Genomic DNA, 21872 nt, shown 5'->3' with positions numbered 1-21872 from the left:
GGGAAACCATAGTGCGACGTTCCATGGCGGCGATTGCCGCCGTCACCCTGCTGTCCCTCGCCGCCTGTGCCACCGACGAGCCGGCCGCCAGCCCGTCGGGAAGTGCATCCGCCGCCACTGGTTCCGGCACCGGGGACCAGTCGAAGTTCTTCGTGCAGGCCGACTACGACGCCGAGCTGGCGCTGCTCGACGCGGCACCGACGGGCCCGGCCGACAAGCCGTGGGAGCAGGTGCTCAACCCGACGATGGTCGACACCGCCAAGTTCAAGAAGAACGGCCCACACAAGATCTGCTTCTCGAACGCGGCCCTGAACAACCCCTGGCGGCAGGTCGGCTTCAAGACCATGCAGGCCGAGGTCGAGGCGCAGAAGAGCCGCATCAAGGAGTTCGTGCACGTCGACGCCGAGGGCAAGGACCAGAAGCAGATCGCTGACATCAACGATCTGCTCGGCAAGGGCTGCGACGCGCTCATCGTCTCGCCGAACACCACCGCCACGCTCACCCCGGCCGTCGAGGCGGCCTGCAAGGCCGGGCTGCCGGTCGTCGTCTTCGACCGTGGCGTCAACACGAAGTGCCCGGTGACGTTCATCAACCCCATCGGCGGTTACGGGTTCGGCCACGTCGGGGCCGAGTTCGTCAGCCAGAAGATGAAGCCCGGCGGCAAGGTCCTCGCCCTGCGGATCCTGCCCGGCGTCGACGTCCTGGAGACCCGCTGGTCGGCGGCGAAGGTGGCGTTCGACAAGGCGAAGGTCGACGTCGTCGGTGTCGAGTTCACCGATGGTGATCCGGCCAAGACCAAGAAGATCGTCGACGACTACATCCAGCGGTACGGCACGATCGACGGGGTCTGGATGGACGCCGGGGCGGTGGCCGTCGCGGCGGTCGAGGCGTTTCAGGACGCGGGCAAGCCGGTTCCGCCGATGAACGGTGAGGACCAGCTCGACTTCCTGAAGATCTGGAAGGACAAGAAGCTCACCGCTATCGCGCCGACCTACCCGACCTACCAGTGGCGTACGCCGATCATCGCGGCGCTGCGGATCCTCGACGGCCAGCAGGTGTCCAACCCGTGGAAGCTGCCGCAGCCGACAGTCACCCAGGACAACCTGGACCAGTACCTCGACGCGGGCATGCCGCCGCTGCACTACGCGATGTGCGGCTGCACCGACCTGCCCGGTTACCCGCAGCGCTGGAAGTAGGGGTCTGATGTACGCCATCGGCGTCAACCCCTGGGTCTGGGCCTCGCCGGTCGACGACAAGGCCCTGGCCGAGTTGATCCCGCGGATCGCCGCGTTCGGCTTCGACGCGGTCGAGTTGCCGATCGAGCAGCCCGGCGACTGGGACCCGATCCGTACCCGGGACCTGTTGGCGGCGCACGGCCTCGTCGCCGCCGGCGTCTGCGCGGTCACCTCGCCCGGGCGGGAACTGGTCGACGCCGCACCAGCGGTGGTCGAGTCGACGGTGGCGTACCTCATGGGCTGCGTGGCGAGCGCGGCGGCCGTCGGCGCTGGATGCGTCGGCGGTCCCGCGTACGCCTCGGTCGGCCGCACCTGGCGGATGTCGCCGGCGGCTCGCGCGGCCTGCTACGCGGATTTCCGGCGGGCCCTGGCGCCGGTTGCCGAGCAGGCCGGCGAGTTGGGCGTGAGCATCGGTGTCGAGGCGTTGAACCGCTATGAGACGAGCGTCGTCAACACGATCGAGCAGACGATCGAGTTGATCGACGGGCTACCGCCCAACGTCGGCATCATGATCGATACGTATCACATGAACATCGAGGAGGCCGACCCCTACGCGGCCGTCGCGGTCGCCGGCCGGCACATCAAGCACGTCCAGGTCAGCGGCACCAACCGGGGCGCTCCCGGTGCTGACCACTTCGACTGGCCCCGCTTCTTCGCCGTCCTGCGGGACACCGGTTACCAGGGCGCGATCTGCATCGAGTCGTTCACGGCGGAGAACGAGGCCATCGCCACCGCCGCGGCGATCTGGCGTCCACTGGCCCCCTCGCAGGACCGTCTCGCCACTGACGGTCTGCGCTATCTCCGGGAGATCCTCGAATGACCGCCCCGACCGGCCACCCCCGCACTGGTCGAGGCCGTTCCACCACCCCCACCCCGAACTCATGTCAGGAGCACCGTCCCGTGTCCTCGTCCCTTCCGGCGCTGCGCCGACTGCTGGCCGGCGCCGCCGCGACAGCGGTGACCGCCCTGGTGGCGGTAACCGCCTCGGCGTCCCCGGCCCTCGCGGCCACCACCACTCTCTACGCGTCGCCCTCCGGCACCGGCACCACGTGTTCCGCCAGCCAACCCTGTTCGCTGACCGCCGCGCAGACCGCGGTGCGGGCGATCAACAGCGCGATGTCCGGTGACATCGTCGTGGAGTTGGCCAACGGCGCGTACCGGCTCTCGTCGCCGCTGCGGTTCACCGCGGCCGACTCGGGCAACAACGGCTATCAGGTGATCTGGCGGGCGGCCTCCGGGGCACGTCCGACGATCACCGGCGCCCGGGCGGTCACGGGCTGGTCGCTCGTCGACTCCGGGAAGAACATCTGGCGGGCCAACGTCGGCGCCGGGCTCGACTCCCGTCAGCTCTACGTCAACGGGGCCGTCGCCACCCGGGCACGCACCGCAGTGAACCGTTCCGACTTCACCTTCACCACGTCCGGCATGCGGTTCACCAACAGCGCGCTCAACTACCTGAACAACCTCGGTAACCAGAACCGTGTCGAGGTGGAGAGCGTCGGCTCATTCACCGACCGGTACTCGCCGGTGCAGAGCATCAGCGGAAACTTCCTGACGATGCAGCAGCCCGCGTGGAACAACAACACCTTCGGGTTCGACACCCTCTCCAGCCCGCACCGCGCCGGGCCCTTCTACCTGACCAACGCGTACGAGTTCCTGGACTCGGCGGGGGAGTGGTACCTCAACCCCAGCAACGGCCAGCTCAACTACATCCCGCTCGCCGGGCAGAACATGAGCTCGGTCAGCGTGGAGCTGCCGCAGTTGCAGTCCCTGGTGAACGTCGGCGGCACCTACGACGCGCCCGCGCACCACATCTCGTTCAGCGGGATCACCTTCACCGGCACCAGCTGGCTCGGCCCGAGCAGCAGCAACGGTTTCGCCGACCAGCAGACCGGCGCTCACATCACCGGCACCTGGTCCCGTCCGTCCGACGCGCTGACCTCCTGCCAGGCCGGCTGCCCCCAGTTCGAGGCCACCCGGCCCAACTGGAACCAGATGCCCGCCGCCGTGCAGGTCTCCGCGGCGAACACCATCACGTTCAGCGACTCCCAGTTCGTCAACCTCGGGCAGACCGCGATCGGCATCGGCAACGACGCCAACGCCCACGCCAGCGGTGTCGGCCTGGGGGCCAACAACATCACCGTCACCCGCTCTGAGATCGCCCGCAACTCCGCCGGTGGCGTCGTGGTCGGCGGCGTGCGGGCCGACGCCCACCACCCCAGTGACCAGCGGATGGTCAACCGCAACATCACTATCAGCAACAACAAGGTGCATGATCTCGGTCTGGAGTACCGGGGCGTCGTCTCGATCCTGACCACCTACGTGAACACCTCGCTGGTCTCGCACAACGAGGTCTACAACATGCCGTACACCGGCCTGTCGATCGGCTACGGCTGGGGCGCCAACGACGCCGGCGGCAGCCAGCACTACGCCAACCGTGGCCTGTACAACTACCAGCCGCGCTACTCCACGGCGACCACCGCTGCCAACAACCAGGTCATCGGCAACTATGTGCACGACGTCATGCAGCAGATGACCGACGGCGGGTGCATCTACTCGCTGTCGGCGAACCCGGGCGGGTTGATCGCCGAGAACTACTGCCTGCGCACCAACGGCTGGTTCGGGCTCTACTTCGACGAGGGCTCGCGCTACTACACCGCCCGCAACAACGTGTTCTCCTCCACCGGCACCTGGGCCACCGCCAACTACTGGTACGCGGAGAACATGGGCAACTTCACGGTCACCAACAACTGGTCGACGAACAACAGCACGAATGTGACGAACGGTGACCGCGGCAACGTCGTCAACGGCAACGTCACGGTCAGCAACGGCAACTGGCCGTCGGGCGCGCAAACGGTGATCAACACGGCCGGCGTGCAGAGCGGTGGCAGCACCAACCCGACGAACGTGCAGATCGTGGGCGTCCAGTCGGGTCGGTGCGCCGAGATCGGTAACTCCAGCACGACCAACGGCACGCAGGCCCAGATCTGGGACTGCATCAGTAACGCCGCCAACCAGCGGTGGACCCACACCGCGAGCCGGCAGCTCATGGTCTACGGCACCAAGTGCCTGGACGCCTCCGGCCAGGGCACCGTCAACGGCACGAAGGTGGTGATCTGGGACTGCAACGGCGGCACCAACCAGCAGTGGAACGTCAACGCCAACGGCACGATCACGGGCGTGCAGTCGGGTCTCTGCCTGGACGCCAACGGCGCCGCCACGGCGAACGGCACGAAGCTGATCCTCTGGTCCTGCACCGGCGGCACCAACCAGCAGTGGCAGCTGCGCAGCTGATCCAGTAGCTGGACACCGACAGGTCCGGGCCGGGGCGAGACGCCTCGGCCCGGACCTGTCCGGTTACGGCGCTTCGACCACTGTCAACCCGGTCGCGGCTTCATAGCGGACCGGGATGGGATCGGTGAGTTCCCCGACGAACGTCTCGTCGACGTGGTCGAGGAAGCCGATGAGGGACCAGTCGTCGGCGGGTCCGGGGACCAGCCGGGGCGCGTACAGGTGTGGGTGGGCGAACGGTTGGGCGGACGCGATGTCCCACGGCCCGAGGACGGTCTCGCCGGTCGCCACCCAGATCCGGTGGTCGTCGCGCCGAGCGCTGCCGGTGGCCTCGGTGGAGAAGAGCAGCAGCGGCTGCCCGTCGAGGACCGCTACCTGGGGCACCTCCAGGTGACCGAAGCCGGCCGGGGTCGACAGCGGCGGCGCGACGGTCCAGGTGACGAGGTCGGTGGAGGTGGCGTGGCCGACGACGCCACGGGTGTTCGCCGGGCCGGTGTTGGCACGGGCGGTGATGAGCATGTGCCAGCCCTCGCCGTCGGGGTCGGGGAACACCCACGGGTCACGCCACGCCTGCTCGTACCACAGCTCCTTGTCCAGCAGCTCGTACCAGGTGGGATCGGCCTGGACGATCGGTTCGGTGCCGTGCCGGTGCCAGGTCATGAGGTCGTCGGAGACGGCCAGTCCGATGCGTTGGACGAGCCCGTCCTCCGCACGACCGACCCCGGTGTAGAACAGGTACCACCGTCCGTCCGGCCCGCGGACCGTGCAGCCCGTCCAGGTCGCCAGGTCGTCCCAGCTGGGCGCGTCGGCGGGGACCACGGCGTCGGCGACCAGGCGCCACGAGCGCAGGTCCGCCGAGACGGCGTGGCCGATTGTGGCTCGGCGGTGGCGGCGGTGCGGGTCGTGCAGGGCGCGGGACGCGCGCAGGAAGAACACGTGCCAGAGGCCGTTGTCGTCCCGGGCGTACCAGCTGTCCCACACCCAGTGGTCGGGTAGACGAAGCATGGTCGGAAAACTAGCACTAAACCGTTTTAGCGTCGGCCAACGTCAACCCGGCGGCACGGATCGGAGGGCCGGTGGTCAGCCGGGCGGAGGCGCGAGGGACCGGCGTCGGCGCAGGGGCATCGCAACGAGCGAGGGCTCGACGGCGCCCCCGTCCAGGAGCAGCTCGACCGCTCGCCGCCCCATCTGCTCGTGCGGCAGCGCCGTGGTGGCCAGGCTCGGGCGCAACCAGGCGGCGATCGGGTCGTCGTCGAACGAGATGACCGAGATGTCCTCCGGGACGGTCAGCCCCGCCTCGCCGAGTGCCTGGTAGGCGCCGAAGGCCAGCCGGTCGTTCATGCAGATGATCGCGCTGGGTCGCCTCGGCTTGCTCAGCAGGCCACGCATGGCCGCGTACCCGTGCTCGGGCAACCACTCGGTGCAGAAACACTCGGCCAGGAGGCCGACCTCTGCCTCGTCCAGCGTCTGCCGGATGCCGTGCAGGCGGGCGCGGGCGGCGAGCGAGACCTCCGGGTCGTCCTCCTTGAGTCGGTTGCGGCCGATGAGCGCGATCGCGTCGCGGTGGCCAAGCTCCAGCAGGGCGGTGGCGACGGAGCGGCCGGCCCCCTCGTCGTCGGGGACCACGCTGGGCAGACCGTCGGGGCTGGTGGCGTTGAGCAGCACCACCGGGCCGCCGAGGATGGCCGCGGGCACCGTCAGCCGTCGAGTCGCCATCGCCGCGTAGATCACCCCGTCGACCTGCCGGTCCAGGACGGCCTCGATGGCGTACTGCTCGAAGGTGGCGTCGCCCTGCGTCTCGGTGATGAGCAGGACGTGGTCCCGTTCACGGGCCGCGTCGAGGGCGCCGCGGATGAGGTCGCCGGCGAACCGGGTGGTGGCCACGATGTCGGAGACGAACGCGATGGTGGCCGTCTTGCGGGTGCGCAGGCTGCGCGCGGCGAGGTTGGGCCGGTAGCCGAGTTCCTCGGCGGCGGCGAACACCCGCTGGTGTGCCTCGGCCGAGAGTCGGGTGCCCTCCCTGCCGTTGAGCACCATCGACGCGGCGGTCTTGGACAAGCCGGCTTTCCGCGCGACGTCGGCGAGTGTTGCTCTGTTGCGGCCCATCAGTCCTCCGAATCAGGCGCGGTGCCACAGGCGCCGCTCCCGCCCATCATGATGCGTCGCCGCCCGGGATCGAGCGCCGGTCACGTCGGCGTGGTGTGAACCCGACGTTTCCGCACCGTTGCCAAGTTGTCCTTGACAGCTTCCCGTGCCGCGCGCATGCTCTGCTAAATCAGTTTAGCGACCACTTCTGGTGCATCCAGAGGCGCCTTCGGTGGCCGTGCCGGGTTCTTTTCCGCTGACGGTACGGGTGCTGCGCCCGGGCGACAGGTCACGGCGTACGTGTCGTGGCGGCCACCCGGTCGCGGTGGTCCCGGTGGAGCCGTCGCGCGGCCATGGGCCGCGGGACGCGTGGAGATGTCAAGGAGTCATGAGATGGCAGAATTGCTGACAAAGTTTCCGCGACGGAGAACGGTGCTCCTCGCGTCGCTGCTGGCGGTCGGGATGACCGCGACGGCCTGCAGCGCGCCGGGCGAGGACCGGTCGTCGACCCAGAAGTCCGACGCCGCCGTCAAGACGGAGCTGGGCACCGACCCGATCACCCTGGAGATGTACGCGGAGACCGGCTTCCCGCTGGCCAAGGCGTTGGCCGACGAGTTCTCCAAGCAGCACTCGAACGTCAAGTTCAACATCCGCGAGGACCAGTTCACGGTGATCGTGGAGAACGCGCCCCGGGTGATGGCCTCGGACAACTCGCCCGACATCATCCGGCTCCCGACCATGGTCGACCTGGTCAAGGACGACCTGCTCAAGAACCTCGACCCGTACTTCACCGCGTACGGCTGGGACAAGTTCCCCGCCTCGCAGCTCATGCAGCTGCGCGTCGGCGAGAACACCCGGGGCACCGGCTCGCTGTACGGGATGGGGCTCGGCTACAGCGTCACCGGCGTCTTCTACAACAAGAAGCTGGCCAGCCAGATCGGCATGACCCAGCCACCGGCCACTGTCGCCGAGTTCGAGGAGCTGCTGGCCAAGGCGAAGACCGGCGGGGTCCAGCCGATCATGCAGTTCAACAAGAACACCGCTGGCATCAACTTCCCGCACCAGGCGCTACAGAACCAGTTCGGCGACCCGACCCAGGTCGCCGACTGGATCTTCCAGAAGCCGGGGGCCACGTTCGACACCCCGGCCGCCCTGAAGGCCACCCAGACCATCCAGAAGTGGGCCCAGGCCGGCTACTTCACCAAGGACGCCAACGCCCTGGACTACGCGGGAATGGTGGGGGAGTTCCAGAAGGGCAACGGCCTGTTCATGTTCAACGGCGACTGGGAGTCGGCCAACCTCGACAAGTCGATGCCCGGCAACGTGGGCTTCTTCCTCTTCCCCACCGAGTCTCCCGGTGGAAAGCACGTGGCGATGTCCGCTCCCAACACCTTCGGCGTCTCCGCCAAGGCCAAGAACCCGGACGCCGCCGCGTACTTCCTGAACTGGGTGCACACCAACGCCAAGGCCCGCGAGATCTCGGTGACCGTCGGCGGTTCCAGCCCCGGCGGCCCGAGTGACCTGCCGGTGCCGAGCGCCGCCCCGAACACGGTGCTGGCCGAGACCCTCAAGGCGTCGCAGCAGCTCGGCACCGAGAACGGCGCTGTGGACTTCACAGCGAACGCGACCGGCGGCATCTTCGCCGCCGCGATCACGCCCGAGATGCAGAAGCTGATCGCCGGTCAGCAGACGCCCGAGGGGTACGTGAAGGCGGTCCAGGCCGAGTATCAGAAGGAACTGTCCCGATGACGTCTGCCCTCGGCAGCGCACCAACCGGGCGCGACGATCGTCGCGCCCGCCCCACCCCGACGCGGGCCCACCCATTCCCGTGGGCCCGCGCGGCCGGGACCGGCTGGTTGTACGTTCTGCCCGCCCTGGTGATGTACGCGGTGTTCGTCCTGCGCCCGCTCGTCCTGACGCTCCAGTACTCGCTCTACGACTGGAACGGCATCGGGGTGGCCCGCTGGGTGGGCCTGGACAACTACCTGACCGTCTTCACCGACAGCGACCTGCTGAAAATCATCGGCAACGCGATGGTCCTGATCGTCTTCTTCAGCTTCATCCCCGTCGCGCTCGGGCTGTTGGTGGCGAGCATGGTTCGCCGGATCACCACCGGCGCGTTCGGCACCGTCGTCCGGACCATCCTGTTCCTGCCGCAGGTCATCCCCCTGGTGGCGGCGGGCATCGCGTGGAGCTGGCTGCTCTCGTCGAACGGTCTGGTCAACCAGGCGCTGCGCGCGGTCGGGCTGGGTGGCGTCGCCCGTGCCTGGCTCGGCGACTTCGACACGGCGCTGCCCGCCGTCGGCGTCATCGGGGCCTGGGTCCTGCTCGGCCTCTGCACGATCCTGCTGGTCACCGGCATGAGCAAGATCGATCCGGCGCTGTACGAGGCCGCCCGCCTCGACGGTGCCGGTCCGGTACGCGAGTTCCTCGCCGTGACCCTGCCCAGCCTGCGCCAGGAGATCGGCGTCTGCCTCACCGTGACGATCATCGCGGCGCTGGCGAGCTTCGACATCGTCTACATCTCGACCAGCGGCGGCCCCGGCCTCCAGACCACAGTGCCGGGCCTGGAGATCTACCGGCTGGCCTTCTCGCAGCGGCAGGTGGGGCTCGCCTCGGCGCTCGCTGTCGTACTCATGCTGCTGGTGCTGGCGTGTGTGCTGCCGATCCAGCGCCTGAGTCGAGGGGAGAAGCCGTGAACCTGAGCCGACGCGAGCAGTTGACCGGACGGGTCTTCCTGATCGCCCTGATCGTCGTCACCCTGCTGCCGTTCGTGAGCATGCTCTCGGCGGCGTTGCAGCCCCGGGGCACAGTGCCCAGCGGCCTCGAGTGGCCGTCGGACCCGCAGTGGGGGAACTTCGCCGACGCCTTCACCGCCGCGAACATGGGGGCCCTGCTCCGCTCCAGCCTGCTCATCGTGGCCGGTGTCGTACCGGTGTCGGTGCTCATCGCGACCATGGCCGGCTTCGGGCTCGGTCAGCTGCGGGTGCCCGGTGGCCGAATCGTCTTCGGCCTCTTCCTGCTGGGTCTGACCCTGCCGTTCGAGGCAGTGGTCACGCCGCTCTACTACCAGATGCAGGACCTCGGCCTGCTCAACACCCGCTGGGCAATCATCCTGCCGCTGATCGGGCTGTACATGCCGTTCGCGGTGTTCTGGATGCGGGCGCACTTCACCAACGTGCCGGTCGAGTTGTCCGAGGCGGCCCGGGTGGACGGCAGCAGCACGTGGCAGTTGTTCTGGCGGGTCCAGGTGCCGCTCGCCCGGCCGGCGATCGCCTCGCTGACGATCCTGATGTTCCTCTGGACGTGGAACCAGTTCCTGCTCGCCATCGTCCTCGTGGACGACGCCACCAAACGCACGATGGCCGGGGCGCTCGGCGCGTTCCAGGGCCAGTGGGGCACCGACCTGGTGCTGCTGTGCGCCGGGTCGCTGCTGATCCTCACCCCGACCCTCATCGTGTTCCTGATCTTCCAGCGACAGTTCATCAAGGCCCTGATCCAGGGGTCAGTGAAGGGGTAGGCAGTGGTCACACAGCCGCAGATCCACGGCGACGTCGACGATCGCTTCGGACGCGTCGCCGACGTCTTCCGCGACAACTTCACAGCCCGGGGCGAGGTCGGCGCCGCGGTCACCGTCTACGTGCGGGGCCGCAAGGTCGTCGACCTGTACGGCGGGGTGGCCGACACCCGTACCGGGCGGCAGTGGGACGCGCACACGCCGGTCGTCGTCTTCTCCTGCACCAAGGGGATCCTGGCGATCTGCGCCTACCTGCTGGCCCAGCAGGGCCGGCTCGACCTCGACGCTCCCGTGACGCGCTACTGGCCGGAGTTCGGACAGCACGGCAAGGCGCACATCCCGGTGCGCTGGCTGCTCACGCACCAGGCCGGTCTGCCCGCGGTGGACCGACCGTTGACCCTCGACGAGGTCCTGGCCTGGGATCCGGTCATCAAGGCGATCGAGGCGCAGGCCCCGCTGTGGGAGCCGGGCACGGCGCACGGCTACCACTCGATGACCTACGGCTGGCTGGTCGGAGAGGTGGTCCGCCGCATCACCGGCCAACTACCCGGCGCGTTCTTCGCCGACACCGTCGCGGGCCCGCTCGGCCTGCACACCTGGCTGGGGCTCCCCGCCGCCGAGAGCGACACCGTCGCCTGGGGCCTGGCCCCGCCCCCGGACCCTGATCCGTTCGTGGACCCGGTCGCCGAACGGGGCATCACCATGGGGGGCGCCTTCGCCTTCCCCGCCGACGCCGACGGCCTGGTCAGCTTCAACGACGACGCCATCCGGGCCGCCGGTGTGCCCGGCGCGGGCGCGGTGAGCACCGCCGAGGGCCTCGCGCGCCTCTATGCGGCCTGTGTGTCGGATCTTCGGGGTGGACCGCTGCTCACGGCGGCGTCGGTGGACGACGCGGTAGTGGTCCGCTCGCGTGGTCAGCAGCGGCACGGGCCGCCGGACACCGGGCAGCGCTGGGGCACCGGCTTCCTGCTGCACTCGCCACCGGCCCGGCCCCTGCTGGGTGAGCGCAGCTTCGGCCATGACGGCGCGGGCGGGAACCTGGCCTTCGCCGACGCCGAGCATCAGGTGGGCTTCGGCTACGTGGTCAACCAGATGCGCGGGATGGGCGACGAGCGCGCCAATCTGCTCACCGCCGCCGTCCGCACCTGCCTCGACGACTGAGGCGTCCGGGCCGAACGCGACCTCGGTGACCATGAAGTTATTGCCCTCGATGCCGGCGTGTCGGCGCAACAACTTCATGGTCACCGGGGTTCGACCTGGGAGCGTGGTGTCCACTGAGGATGGTGGGAGGTGTTACGGGGATACTTCGGGCGCGTTTCATCGATAGCCTTGACAGGTGTTGTTAGCGATAACACGATGGCCTTCACGCCGCTCTCGCGTTTGGAGCTCGCCTTGGTCGTGTCGGTCCGCTCGCGTGTCCTGAACATTGCCCGCGCATCCGCTGTGAACAGCCTGAACGCCGCCGCTCGCCACGCCACCACCACGTTGACCCGCCTGGCGTCCACAGTGCTCCCGGATCGCCTCCGTTCACTGTGTGCGCTCGCATCGGCGGCCGTTCTGGTCGGTGCGGGCCTGGTGGCCACCCCCGCCGCCGCGCACGCCGCCGACGGATGGTCGCCCCGATCGTCGTACACCTCGACCGACACCGGCGCCGGCACCTACTCGGTGCCGCTGCTCAACGCCGACGTGCCGGACATCAGCGTCGAACGGGTGCCGGCCGCCGAGAACGACGAGGGCCGCGACCTCTACTACATGATCAGCACGACCATGCACCTGAGCCCGGGCGCGCCGATCATGAAGTCGTACGACCTCGTCAACTGGGAGATCGTCAACTACGTCTTCGACCGGGCGAGCATCGGCGACTCCTTCTCACTGCGCAACGGCCAGAACTCGTACGGCCAGGGCCAGTGGGCGTCGTCGCTGCGCTACCACGACGGCACGTTCTACGCCGTCTTCAACACCAACAACCTCAGCGGGGCGTACCTCTACCGCACCGATGACATCGAGAACGGCCCGTGGCAGCGCACCGCCCTCGGCCGTGGCCTGCACGACCCGTCGCTCTTCTTCGACGTCGACGGCACGCCGTACATCTTCTACGGCTCCGGTGGCACCAGCGCCGTACGCCTCAACGCCGACCTGACCGCCATCGCGCAGGACTACCCGAACATCTTCACCGCGAACAACTACGCCGGTCAGCCGTTCATCGGCGGTCTGTTCGAGGGCGCGCAGGTCTACCACATCGACGGCTGGTACTACGCCGTCATCATCACCTGGCCGTCCGGGCAGGGGCGCCAGGTGGTGATGTTCCGGTCGAAGGACCTGCTCGGGCGCTACACCTCGGCCGGCGGGGTCAACACCTACGAGGCGCGCGGAGTGCTCAACTCCAACGGCTTCGCGCAGGGCAGCCTGGTGCCGATCAGCCGCGCGGGCGGCGGGACCGACTGGCACGGCATGTTCTTCCGGGACACGTTCCCGATCGGCCGGATCCCGGCGCTCATCCCCGCCACCTGGCAGAACGGGTGGCCGACCTTCGGCACCAACGGGGTCGTGCCGGTCAACGGCCTCTTCGACAAGCCCATCCGGCTCAGCCCGGCCGAGGAACTGTTCGAGCGGCAGAAGAGCATCGTCGCCTCGGACGACTTCGCCAACGACGGGCCGCACAAGGCGTACCAGGACGAGCAGTGGACGGTCCCCGCGCCGCTCGACCCGGCGGAGATCGCCCCCAACGGGTCGCGGCTGGACCTGGCCTGGGAGTGGAACCACGCCCCGGACAACCGGTACTGGTCACTCACCGACCGCGACGGCTGGCTGCGGTTGACGGCCGGCACTGTGGTCACCGGCCAGTACGTCTACACGAAGCTGTCCAACCGGGCCGAGCTGGCGTGGTTCGAGGAAGCCCGCAACACGCTCTCGCAACGGACGTTCGGGCCACGGCAGTCGGTCCAGACCCGGATGGACGTCTCCGGGCTGAAGAACGGCGACGTCGCGGGCCTGGCCGCCTACAACCGCGGATTCTCGTACGTGGCGGTCAAGCGCGTCGGTGACGTCAACACCCTCGGCGTGGTGAACCGGTCGCAGCCGTTCGCTGTCGACCTCGACCAGTCGACGCTGGAGAACTTCGTCGCCGGCACGACTGTGTCGCTGGGCGACGCGACCGAGGTGCACGTGAAGGCGGACCTCGACTTCTCCTCGCCGGTCGGCCAACTGTGGACGACGTTCTACTACAGCCTGGACGGGGTCCAGTGGACCCGGCTGGGCAACCGCGTGGGCCCGCAGGCGCTCGACGGAAGCCTCGCCCACTTCATGGGGCACCGGGTGGGCCTGTTCAACTACGCGACCCAGGAGACCGGCGGCCACGTCGACTTCGACGACTACCTGCTCAGCGACGTGCTGACCGCGCAGGCCCGGCCACTGGACACCACCGCCCTCGACGCGGCCGTCGCCCACGCGCAGACGCTCGACGCGCGGCACTACCCGGCCGACGCCTGGGCCGCGACACAGTCCGCGCTGGCGGCGGCGACGGCGGCACGGGCCGGCCAGTTCGGCACCCAGAACGAGATCGACGCACCGGAGCGGGCACTCAGCTACCAACTGGCCCGACTCGGAGTCCTGGCGGCGCTGCCCGTGACGGCCACCGCCCAGGCGCGCTGCCTGAACGGCAAGACGTACCTGGCGGTGCAGGCGCGCAACGACTCGGACGAGCCGGTCGACATCACCGTCGAGACCCCGTACGGAAACCGGTCGTTCGCCGCCGTCGCGCCGGGGGCGAACGTCTACCAGTCGTTCAACACCCGCGCGTCGTCGGTGCCGGCCGGCTCGGCGACGCTGCGGGCCACCGGTGCGGTCGCCGGCCGGGACGTGACCACCGTCCACGCCGCCCAGCACCCCGCCAACGCCTGCGGCGGATAACCCCACCACGGGCCCTCGGCCCACCGACCAGCACCACCGGCTACCGGACGTGCGGCGCGGAACAGCGGACCTGTCCCGCGCCGCCGGCCACTGTCGGACCGGCGGCGGCAGTCGGCCCCTGATGTCCGGACCACCCACCGAAAGCGCACCCACCAATCCCCCGTACACCGATGACCGCACGTCAGAGATGAAGGAGGATGTCTCGTGGAACAACGAATGCGACGGGCGACCCGAGGACGGGTCGCAGCGCTCGCGACGGTCGGCCTGATGCTGACCACGGGGTTCGTCGCCCCGGCGGCGCCGGTCCAGGCCGCCGACACGAACCTCGTCGTCAACGGCGGGTTCGAGGACGGCCTGACCAACTGGTTCGTCAACAACGGAAACGCCTCCGACGGCGCCCAGTTGTCGGCCACGTCGGACGCCCACTCCGGCGCGAGCGCGGCGCTCGTCACCAGCCGGACGACCACCGGGTCCGGCCCGATGCAGGACCTCAGCGGCAAGGTGCAGGCCGGCCAGGCCTACACCCTCACGGCCCGCATCAAGTACGAGAACGAGAGCGGACCGGCGACGAAGCAATTCTTCGCCACCATGCACTACGGCGGCGGCACCTACACCAACCTCGTCAGTGTGACGGCGACGAAGGGCGTGTGGGCACAGTTCAACGGCACGTTCACGATCCCGACGACGCAGAGCGTGTCGACGGCGCGCCTGTTCTTCGAGACCCCCTGGACGAGCACGCCCTCCACCGACCCGGCTCTGCACCTGATGGACTTCAAGCTCGACGACGTGTCGGTGATCGGCGCCGCACCGCCCGCGCCCGCGTCGAAGACCATCGAGGTCGTCGGCAAGCTGCCCGAGGAACACAACCCGTTGATCGGGCACAAGTTCGGCGCTGACGGTTTCGGCCTCGTGCACGACGGCCGGGTCTACATGTACATGACCAACGACACCCAGGGCTACGCCCCTAACCCGAGCACTGGCGTCTCGCCGGGGATCAACTACGGCGACATCAACCAGATCACGGTGATCTCCTCGGAGGACCTCGTCAACTGGACGGACCACGGTGAGATCCAGGTCGCCGGCCCCAACGGGGTGGCCCCGTTCACCGCCAACTCGTGGGCTCCGGGCATCACCAAGAAGGTGGTGAACGGAGTGGAGAAGTTCTTCCTCTACTACGCCAACGGTGGCGGCTCCAGCAACGTGATCACGGGTGCGTCGCCGCTCGGCCCGTGGACCAGCGAGCGCACCAGCACGCTGATCGACGGCCGTACCCCCGGGGCCGAGGCCGTCGCGTGGAAGTTCGACCCGGCCCCGTTCGTCGACGACGACGGCCAGCCGTACCTCTACTTCGGTGGTGGTCCCGCGTCGACGAGCATGCCGCCGGCCGAGCGCTTCAACAACCCGAAGAACATCCGGTCGATCGAACTCGGCGACGACATGGTCTCGACCGAGGGAACGGCCGCGGTGGTCGACGCCCCGGTCGCCTTCGAGGCGGGCCATGTCTTCAAGCGCCAGGGCAAGTACTACTTCTCGTACTCCTCGCACTTCGGCGGGAACGACTTCGGTGGCAGCCAGCAGCCGCTCCCCGGTTACCCCGGGGGTGGCCAGATCGGCTACATGATCTCCGACGGGCCGATGTCGTGGCCGAAGGAGACCTACGCCGGTGTGCTCTTCCCGAACCAGTCGCAGTTCTTCGGGGCCGGCACCGGTGGCAACAACCACCAGTCGGTGTTCGAGTTCGGGGGCAAGTACTACTTCACGTACCACGCCCCGACGCTGAACAAGCGCATCAACGGCAACACCACCCAGGGGTACCGCAGCCCGCACATCCAGGAGCTGACCTTCAACCCGGACGGCACCATCCAGCAGGTCGTCGGTACCTACGCCGGCGTGGACCAGGTCAGCGACTTCGACCCGTACCGCGTCTTCGAGGCCGAGACCTTCGGCTGGAGCAAGGGCGTCGCGACCACGAAGGTCGACGGCAGCTCCGCCCAGTTCGGTGGCGCGGCACCCAACCTCGTGGTCCGCGACATCGACGACGGGGACTGGACGGCGCTGTCCTCGGTGAACTTCGGGGACAACGGCGCGCAGAGCCTGACGGCGCGGGTGCGTGCGCTGGCCGCCGGCGGGCAGATCCAGGTACGGCTGGACGACGTCAACGGTCCCGTCGTCGGCACGGCCACGGTGGACAGCCCGGTCGGACAGTGGGCGGAGGTGGCCGCCGAGCTTGACGGCGTCACTGGCGTGCACGACGTCTACTTCACCTACACCGGCCCGGCCGGCGTCGACCTCTTCGAGATCGACAACTGGGCCTTCGCGGCGGCAAGCCTCGACCTGCCCGTCACACTCACCGCGTCCGCGCGGTGCGTGGGCGGCAAGGCGTACGTGGCCGTGCAGGCGCGCAACGACCACGACACGCCGGTGGGCATCACCCTCGAGACGCCGTACGGCGAGCGGTCGTTCACTGCCGTCGCGCCGGGCGCGAACGCCTACCAGTCCTTCAACACCCGTCAGGTGTCGGTGCCGGCGGGTTCGGCGACGGTCCGGGTGACCGGGGCGATCGGCGGACACGACGTGACGACCGTCCGCACCGTGCAACACCCCGCCGGCACCTGCGGCGGATAACCCCCAAGGCGGAGAACGGAGATCACATGAACACATACAAACGGCGGCAGACACTCGCGGCCGGCGTCGTCGGCGCCGTGCTGACCGGGGCGGCGGTGCTGCCGGCGCCCGCACTGGCCGAGCCCGGTGACGACGCCAGCGTGCGGGTCACCGTCGACATCGACGAGATCAGGGAACCGGGCGTGCTCGCCCTGTCGATCGCCGGCGACGCCGTCGCGCTGTCCGAGGACGGCTCGACCCTGCTGGTTCGCCAGTTCGTCGGCACGCTGCCGACGGTGACGGTGACCGACACCCGCGTCGCCGACGAGGTGCCCGACGGCGCCAACTGGGCGGTGCTCGGCAGCGCGACCGACTTCGCGGGCGCCGCCGGCCAGGCGTCGATCACCGCCGACCACTTCGGTTGGAAGCCGCGCCTGCTCGACGGCGGGGAGACCGGCCTGGTCACCGAGGGTGAGGAGGTGGTGACCAGCCTGGACGAGGAGACCCAGCCGGGCAACAATGTCGGCCTCGTCGACCAGGAGCTGTTGGTCTCGGCCTTCGACTCCGAGGCCGTCGCCAGCGACTCGTACTCGGTGAACGCCGACCTCTACCTGCGGACCCCCGCGGAGGTCGCCGCCGGCGAGTACAGCTCCACGCTCACGCTCTCACTGTTCGAGTAGTCGCCTGGGCGGGGGCCCGGATCGGGCCCCCGCCCAGCCCCGTGCCGAAGGGCCGTCTCATGACCGTCACCCCGCTGCGCCGCGCGTTCGTCGTCCTCGCCGTCGCGTCCCTCGCGGTTGCGCCCGCGCCGAGCGCGGCGGCGGCGGAACCGGACCCGAAGGCCCTGACCTGGACGGTCCAACCGGCCACCGCGACTGGGCCGGACCAACGCCGATGGATCAACGCCAGCCTCGACCCGGGGCAGACGGTGACCGAACACCTGGCGGTGCGGAACTTCAGCCGCACCGCCGTCGCCTTCTCCCTGAAGGCCGCCGACGGCTACCTCACCGACAAGGGTCGCTTCAACATGCTGTCGTCCGACCGTCCCTCCGTCGACGGCGGCACCTGGATCGACGTGCAGGAGAAGGTCACCGTCGGCCCCAACGAGACACGGGTGGTGCCGTTCACGATCACGGTGCCCCAGGGCGCCACACCGGGCGACCACCCGGCCGGCATCGCCGCGACAGTCACCAGCACCGGCGGCACGGTAAACGTCGAGAGCCGCGTCGGCTTCCGGGTGATGCTTCGGGTGAACGGCTCCGCGCAGGCCGCCCTGGCTGTCCGGGGCCTCGGCGCGACGTACTCCCCGTCGTGGAACCCCTTCGCCGGTGGCACGGTGCGGGTCCGCTACACGGTCGAGAACGACGGGAACGTCTGGGTCAGCGGAACGAGTCGGGTGGCGATGTCCGACCTCCTGGGCCGGAGCAGCCACGACGCCACCAGCGCCGTCGAGGAGTTGCTGCCCGGCGGCGCTCGGACGGTGCAGACCCGGGCCGACGGCGTCTGGGCCCTGGTGCGCCTCCGCACGACAGTCAGCACCTCGCCCACGTTGCTCGGCGACGGCCAGGCCGGGGTCGACCTCCGACCGGCCTCCGCGACCGTCACCACCTGGGTCGTACCGTGGGCGCAGCTCGCACTGTTGGGTCTGCTCGCCGGCCTGTTCCTGGGGCTGCGGGCGGCGGCCCGGCACCGGCGGCGTCGGTTGGCCGGGCTGCTGGCCCGCGCGAGGCAGGAGGGCCGGCAGGAGGGGCAGGAGTCCGTGCTCGTCGGGGGCGCGCCCGGTGCTGCCGAGTCCGACGCGGGCGACGCCCGCCGGTGACCTGTCGGCGCGAGCGAATCGCGCCGGCGGATCGTGGCGAGGCGTCGCCCGGTCCGCGGCCTCAGGGCTTGGACTGGCTCAGCAGCCAGCGCAGGATGCTGGCGTCCTCGTAGGTCGGTCCGAACGCCGCGTGGTAGTCCGGCAACGAGAACGCGGCGTCGGCGTACTCGGTGTAGCGCACCAGGTTGGCGGCCTGGTCCGGCGTCTTGCCCCGGTCGGCGTACGCCTGCCGCAGCACCGCCGTGGAGTTGCGCGCGCCCGAGACGTTGAGCAGGTGGTCGTGCTCGCCGTGCGTGATCCACACCGGCACCTCGGCCGCCGCGATGGCGGTGGCCTGGGTGGCGTTGACCGGGAAGCCACCGGTCACCAACCCGCCGGCGAACAGGTCGGGACGCTTGGCGAACGCCTCCCAGAGCAGCTGGGAGCCGTACGACACTGTGGTCGCGTACACCCGACCGGTGTCCACCGCGAACTGGCCGACGAACTGGTCGAGCAGCTTGACCAGCAGGTCCGCCTCGGCGACCCCACCGACGCGCTGGTGCTGGGGCGCCAGGACGATGGCGTCCTCGGCGGTGCCGGTCCACCGCGGTTGGAGCCACGCGGTCGCCGGGATGTCGGCGGCGAGTTGGACGCCGAGGTTGTCACCGTCCCAGCCCATGCCGTGACCGGGCAGGACGACCATCAGTGGGTATTTGCGGCCCGGCTGGTAGTTCTTCGGCAGGTGATAGTGGTACGGCAGCACCATTCCGCCACTCAGGAACGAGCCGTAGGTGAACTCGTCGACCAGTTGGTTGACCGGCTTCTCGGTGACGGGACGGGATTCGCGCGGGGTGGCCCGGGCGAGCACCGGCCCCTTGCCGGCCCCGCGGCCGGGCTGGCCGTGCACGTCCTTGCGTTGCACGACCCGGGTCGGCAGCTCGGGGTTGACCTTCACCGTGCAGAGGAAGGTCGGGCACTTGGAGACGATGACCGTCGAGCCGCCGGTGTCGGCGGGGTCGAGTTCGACGATGACGTACCGGCCCGGCGCCGATCGGTGGTCGGCACGGGTGCCCGGTGTTGCGTTGGTGTAGGTGTGGGTGACGGTCCGGTCGGCGAGCTTCGGCAGGTCCTCGATGGGGTTGAAGCGGAAGTTGTAGATGGTGTCCGTCACCGAGAACGTCGCGGTGTCGAGGGTGCGCGGGTTGACAGTGGCCCCGTACTCGATCGCCACCGCGGAGACCTTCTGGCCGTAGGTGTAGACGGTGGTGATCGGGGTGATGCTGCGGATTCCGTCGGTGGCGCCCCGGCTGTCGCTCGCGCTGCCGTACGCCGCGCCGGAGGCGCCGGCCAGGACGAGGGTGGCGGCGAGTGGGATCAGTCCTCTTCGCAGTCTCATGCGGGTCCTTTCTCGGGGGTGGCGCGCTCAGTCAGCGATCCCGCACGGGGAGCGGCAGTGGGACGGGCCGGAGCGAGCCGGTCGCTAAACTGATTTAGCAGAGCATCGATGGCCGGCCCGGCGGTGTCAATACCGAGCACTGCAACAAACCTGCAAGCGCCAGCTATTGCCTTCAGGGAAACCGCTTTCCTACGATTGCGTTACATCGATGTTTCATATGACGGTCGGGCGAGCGATGGCACCGGGCGCACTCCGCTCGCACGACACAACCCTGCTTCTACCAGGGCGCGAGAGACCTCGATGAAATCTTCGCGATTGACTGTCGCCAATTTCTGAATGACGTCCGTCGGCGGGTGTGGTCGCGATGTCCATCGAGTTGAAGCCTGGAACGAGACGAATGCGAAGGTGAGGCGACATGAGACGACCAGTCGTGCTGCGACGCCAGGCGGTGCTGGCCGCGGTGGCCGTGGTGATCGCGGTCGGGGTGGCACTACCGACCCCGCAGGCCTCGGCGGCGGTCGGCAGCGCCACCGGCTACGCCACCCAGAACGGCGGGACCACCGGAGGCGCGGGCGGGCAGACGGTGCGGGCCACCACGGGCACGGCGATTCACGCCGCGCTGTGCGGTCGGACCAGCAGCAGCACCCCGATCACCATCGAGGTGACCGGGACCATCAATCACGGCAACACCAGCAAGGTGTCGGGGTCGAGCTGCAACACCGCCGCGGGCGTGATCGAGCTCAAGCAGATCAGCAACGTCACCATCATCGGGGTCGGCAGCGCCGTCTTCGACCAGCTCGGCATCCACATCCGCGACTCCAGCAACATCATCATCCAGAACGTGACAGTGCGGAACGTCAAGAAGTCGGGCTCGCCCACCTCCAACGGCGGGGACGCCATCGGCATGGAGAGCACGGTCCGCAACGTCTGGGTCGATCACGTCACCCTGGAGGCCTCGGGCGGAGAGTCCGAGGGGTACGACGGCCTCTTCGACATGAAGGACAACACCCAGTACGTGACGCTGTCCTACAGCGTCCTGCGCAACTCCGGTCGCGGCGGCCTCGTCGGGTCCAGCGAGAGCGACCTGTCGAACGGCTTCATCACGTACCACCACAACCTCTACGAGAACATCGACTCCCGCACGCCGCTGCTGCGCGGCGGGGTCGCCCACATCTACAACAACCACTACGTGAGCCTGCACGAGTCCGGGATCAACTCCCGGGCGGGGGCCAGGGCCAAGGTGGAGAACAACTACTTCCGCGACTCCAAGGACGTCCTGGGCACCTTCTACACCAACGAGCGCGGCTACTGGCAGGTCGCCGGCAACGTCTTCGACAACGTGACCTGGTCCAGCGCCGGCAGCGAGAACTACCCGGCTGGCCCCAACCCGACCTCCAACACCACTGTCAACATCCCGTATTCGTACAGCCTCGACGGGGCGAGCTGTGTGCCGGACATCGTCCGTCAGACGGTCGGTGCCAACACGGGCCTGAAGGTGTCCAACGGCAGTTGCTCGCCGCAGACCCCGCCGCCCACCACCCCGCCGCCGACCACGCCTCCGCCCACGACGCCGCCGCCGACCACGCCTCCGCCCACCGGCGGGACCAACCTCAGCCTCGGCGCCGGCGCCGACGGCTCCAGCAAGGCCAGCGGGACCAGCTACGGCAACGTGCGCGACGGCATCCTGAGCACCTACTGGTCGCCGGCCGGGTCGACCGGCACGATCTCGATCAAGTGGGGCTCCGCGACCCGGGTGTCCCGGGTGGTGATCCGCGAGCCGTCCGGCACCCAGGGCTCCATCGGGTCCTGGCAGCTGATCAACAACGACAACGGAGCCGTCCTGGCCTCCGGTAGCGGGGCGGGTTCGATCACCTTCTCGGCGACCGCGATGAGCAAGATCAACTTCAAGATCAACAGCTCCAGCGGTACGCCACGGGTCGGTGAGTTCGAGACGTACGCCAGTTAGGGCCTGGCTTGGCCGCCCGCTGTCAATCGCCGTCGGCGGGGCGGACGCGGTGCTAAGCGGTATACCTCAGA

14 protein-coding genes and 1 pseudogene are annotated in these 21872 nt (G+C 69.1%); 12 read left to right on the top strand and 3 right to left on the bottom strand.

What is annotated here, in order from left to right:
• Positions 1 to 11: 11 nt before the first annotated feature.
• From KBX08_RS06255 to KBX08_RS06245, 3 genes are all read left to right on the top strand, one after another.
• Positions 12 to 1196, top strand: coding sequence for a substrate-binding domain-containing protein (locus KBX08_RS06255; protein WP_238689555.1), 1185 nt, complete (start codon positions 12 to 14; stop codon positions 1194 to 1196).
• Between the two features lie 7 nt (positions 1197 to 1203).
• Complete coding sequence (locus tag KBX08_RS06250; RefSeq protein ID WP_210781631.1) at positions 1204 to 2055, top strand: sugar phosphate isomerase/epimerase; 852 nt, start codon at positions 1204 to 1206, stop codon at positions 2053 to 2055.
• An 80-nt stretch (positions 2056 to 2135) separates the two neighbouring features.
• Positions 2136 to 4529 carry an RICIN domain-containing protein gene (locus KBX08_RS06245; RefSeq protein ID WP_210781630.1) on the top strand — a complete coding sequence of 798 codons (2394 nt, stop codon included), beginning with the start codon at positions 2136 to 2138 and terminating at the stop codon, positions 4527 to 4529.
• A gap of 63 nt (positions 4530 to 4592) precedes the next feature.
• On the opposite strand, the pseudogene KBX08_RS06240 reads toward KBX08_RS06245, so the two are convergent.
• Together KBX08_RS06240 and KBX08_RS06235 are read right to left on the bottom strand one after the other, a co-directional pair.
• A pseudogene (locus tag KBX08_RS06240) lies at positions 4593 to 5552 on the bottom strand (family 43 glycosylhydrolase); the annotation flags it as partial.
• 54 nt (positions 5553 to 5606) lie between these two features.
• Positions 5607 to 6632: a LacI family DNA-binding transcriptional regulator gene (locus KBX08_RS06235; protein ID WP_210781628.1), complete on the bottom strand. Its 1026-nt coding sequence runs from the start codon at positions 6630 to 6632 to the stop codon at positions 5607 to 5609.
• Between the two features lie 372 nt (positions 6633 to 7004).
• On the opposite strand from KBX08_RS06235, the gene KBX08_RS06230 reads away from it, so the two are divergent.
• The 8 genes from KBX08_RS06230 (at position 7005) to KBX08_RS06195 (ending at position 18460) form a co-directional block, all read left to right on the top strand.
• On the top strand, positions 7005 to 8360 hold the full coding sequence (locus KBX08_RS06230) for an ABC transporter substrate-binding protein (RefSeq protein WP_210781627.1): 1356 nt from the start codon (positions 7005 to 7007) through the stop codon (positions 8358 to 8360).
• The gene (locus KBX08_RS06225; RefSeq protein ID WP_210781626.1) at positions 8357 to 9310 is read left to right on the top strand and encodes a carbohydrate ABC transporter permease; all 954 of its coding nucleotides are present in this window, start codon (positions 8357 to 8359) and stop codon (positions 9308 to 9310) included. Before KBX08_RS06230 ends, KBX08_RS06225 begins: the two co-directional genes overlap by 4 nt.
• Positions 9307 to 10131, top strand: coding sequence for a carbohydrate ABC transporter permease (locus KBX08_RS06220; protein WP_210781625.1), 825 nt, complete (start codon positions 9307 to 9309; stop codon positions 10129 to 10131). Before KBX08_RS06225 ends, KBX08_RS06220 begins: the two co-directional genes overlap by 4 nt.
• A gap of 3 nt (positions 10132 to 10134) precedes the next feature.
• Positions 10135 to 11289 carry a serine hydrolase domain-containing protein gene (locus KBX08_RS06215; RefSeq protein WP_210781624.1) on the top strand — a complete coding sequence of 385 codons (1155 nt, stop codon included), beginning with the start codon at positions 10135 to 10137 and terminating at the stop codon, positions 11287 to 11289.
• 282 nt (positions 11290 to 11571) lie between these two features.
• Entirely contained in the window at positions 11572 to 14037 is a 2466-nt protein-coding gene (locus KBX08_RS06210; protein ID WP_307850459.1) for a glycoside hydrolase 43 family protein, read from the top strand.
• A 204-nt stretch (positions 14038 to 14241) separates the two neighbouring features.
• A complete protein-coding gene (locus KBX08_RS06205; RefSeq protein WP_210781623.1) occupies positions 14242 to 16662 on the top strand; it encodes a family 43 glycosylhydrolase in 2421 nt (806 codons plus the stop codon).
• A 26-nt stretch (positions 16663 to 16688) separates the two neighbouring features.
• Positions 16689 to 17321, top strand: coding sequence for a hypothetical protein (locus KBX08_RS06200; protein ID WP_210781622.1), 633 nt, complete (start codon positions 16689 to 16691; stop codon positions 17319 to 17321).
• Between the two features lie 59 nt (positions 17322 to 17380).
• Positions 17381 to 18460: a WxL protein peptidoglycan domain-containing protein gene (locus KBX08_RS06195; protein WP_210781621.1), complete on the top strand. Its 1080-nt coding sequence runs from the start codon at positions 17381 to 17383 to the stop codon at positions 18458 to 18460.
• A 61-nt stretch (positions 18461 to 18521) separates the two neighbouring features.
• Here KBX08_RS06195 and KBX08_RS06190 read toward each other — a convergent pair whose 3' ends face one another.
• On the bottom strand, positions 18522 to 19835 hold the full coding sequence (locus KBX08_RS06190; protein WP_210781620.1) for a hypothetical protein: 1314 nt from the start codon (positions 19833 to 19835) through the stop codon (positions 18522 to 18524).
• A 415-nt stretch (positions 19836 to 20250) separates the two neighbouring features.
• Here KBX08_RS06190 and KBX08_RS06185 point away from each other — a divergent pair, with 415 nt between their 5' ends.
• Positions 20251 to 21801, top strand: coding sequence for a polysaccharide lyase family 1 protein (locus KBX08_RS06185; protein WP_210781619.1), 1551 nt, complete (start codon positions 20251 to 20253; stop codon positions 21799 to 21801).
• Positions 21802 to 21872: the final 71 nt, after the last annotated feature.

It is taken from the genome of Micromonospora sp. H61 (assembly GCF_018070325.1).
Taxonomy (GTDB): Bacteria; Actinomycetota; Actinomycetes; order Mycobacteriales; family Micromonosporaceae; genus Micromonospora; species Micromonospora salmantinae.
This window is presented reverse-complemented; position numbering and strand designations above follow the sequence as displayed.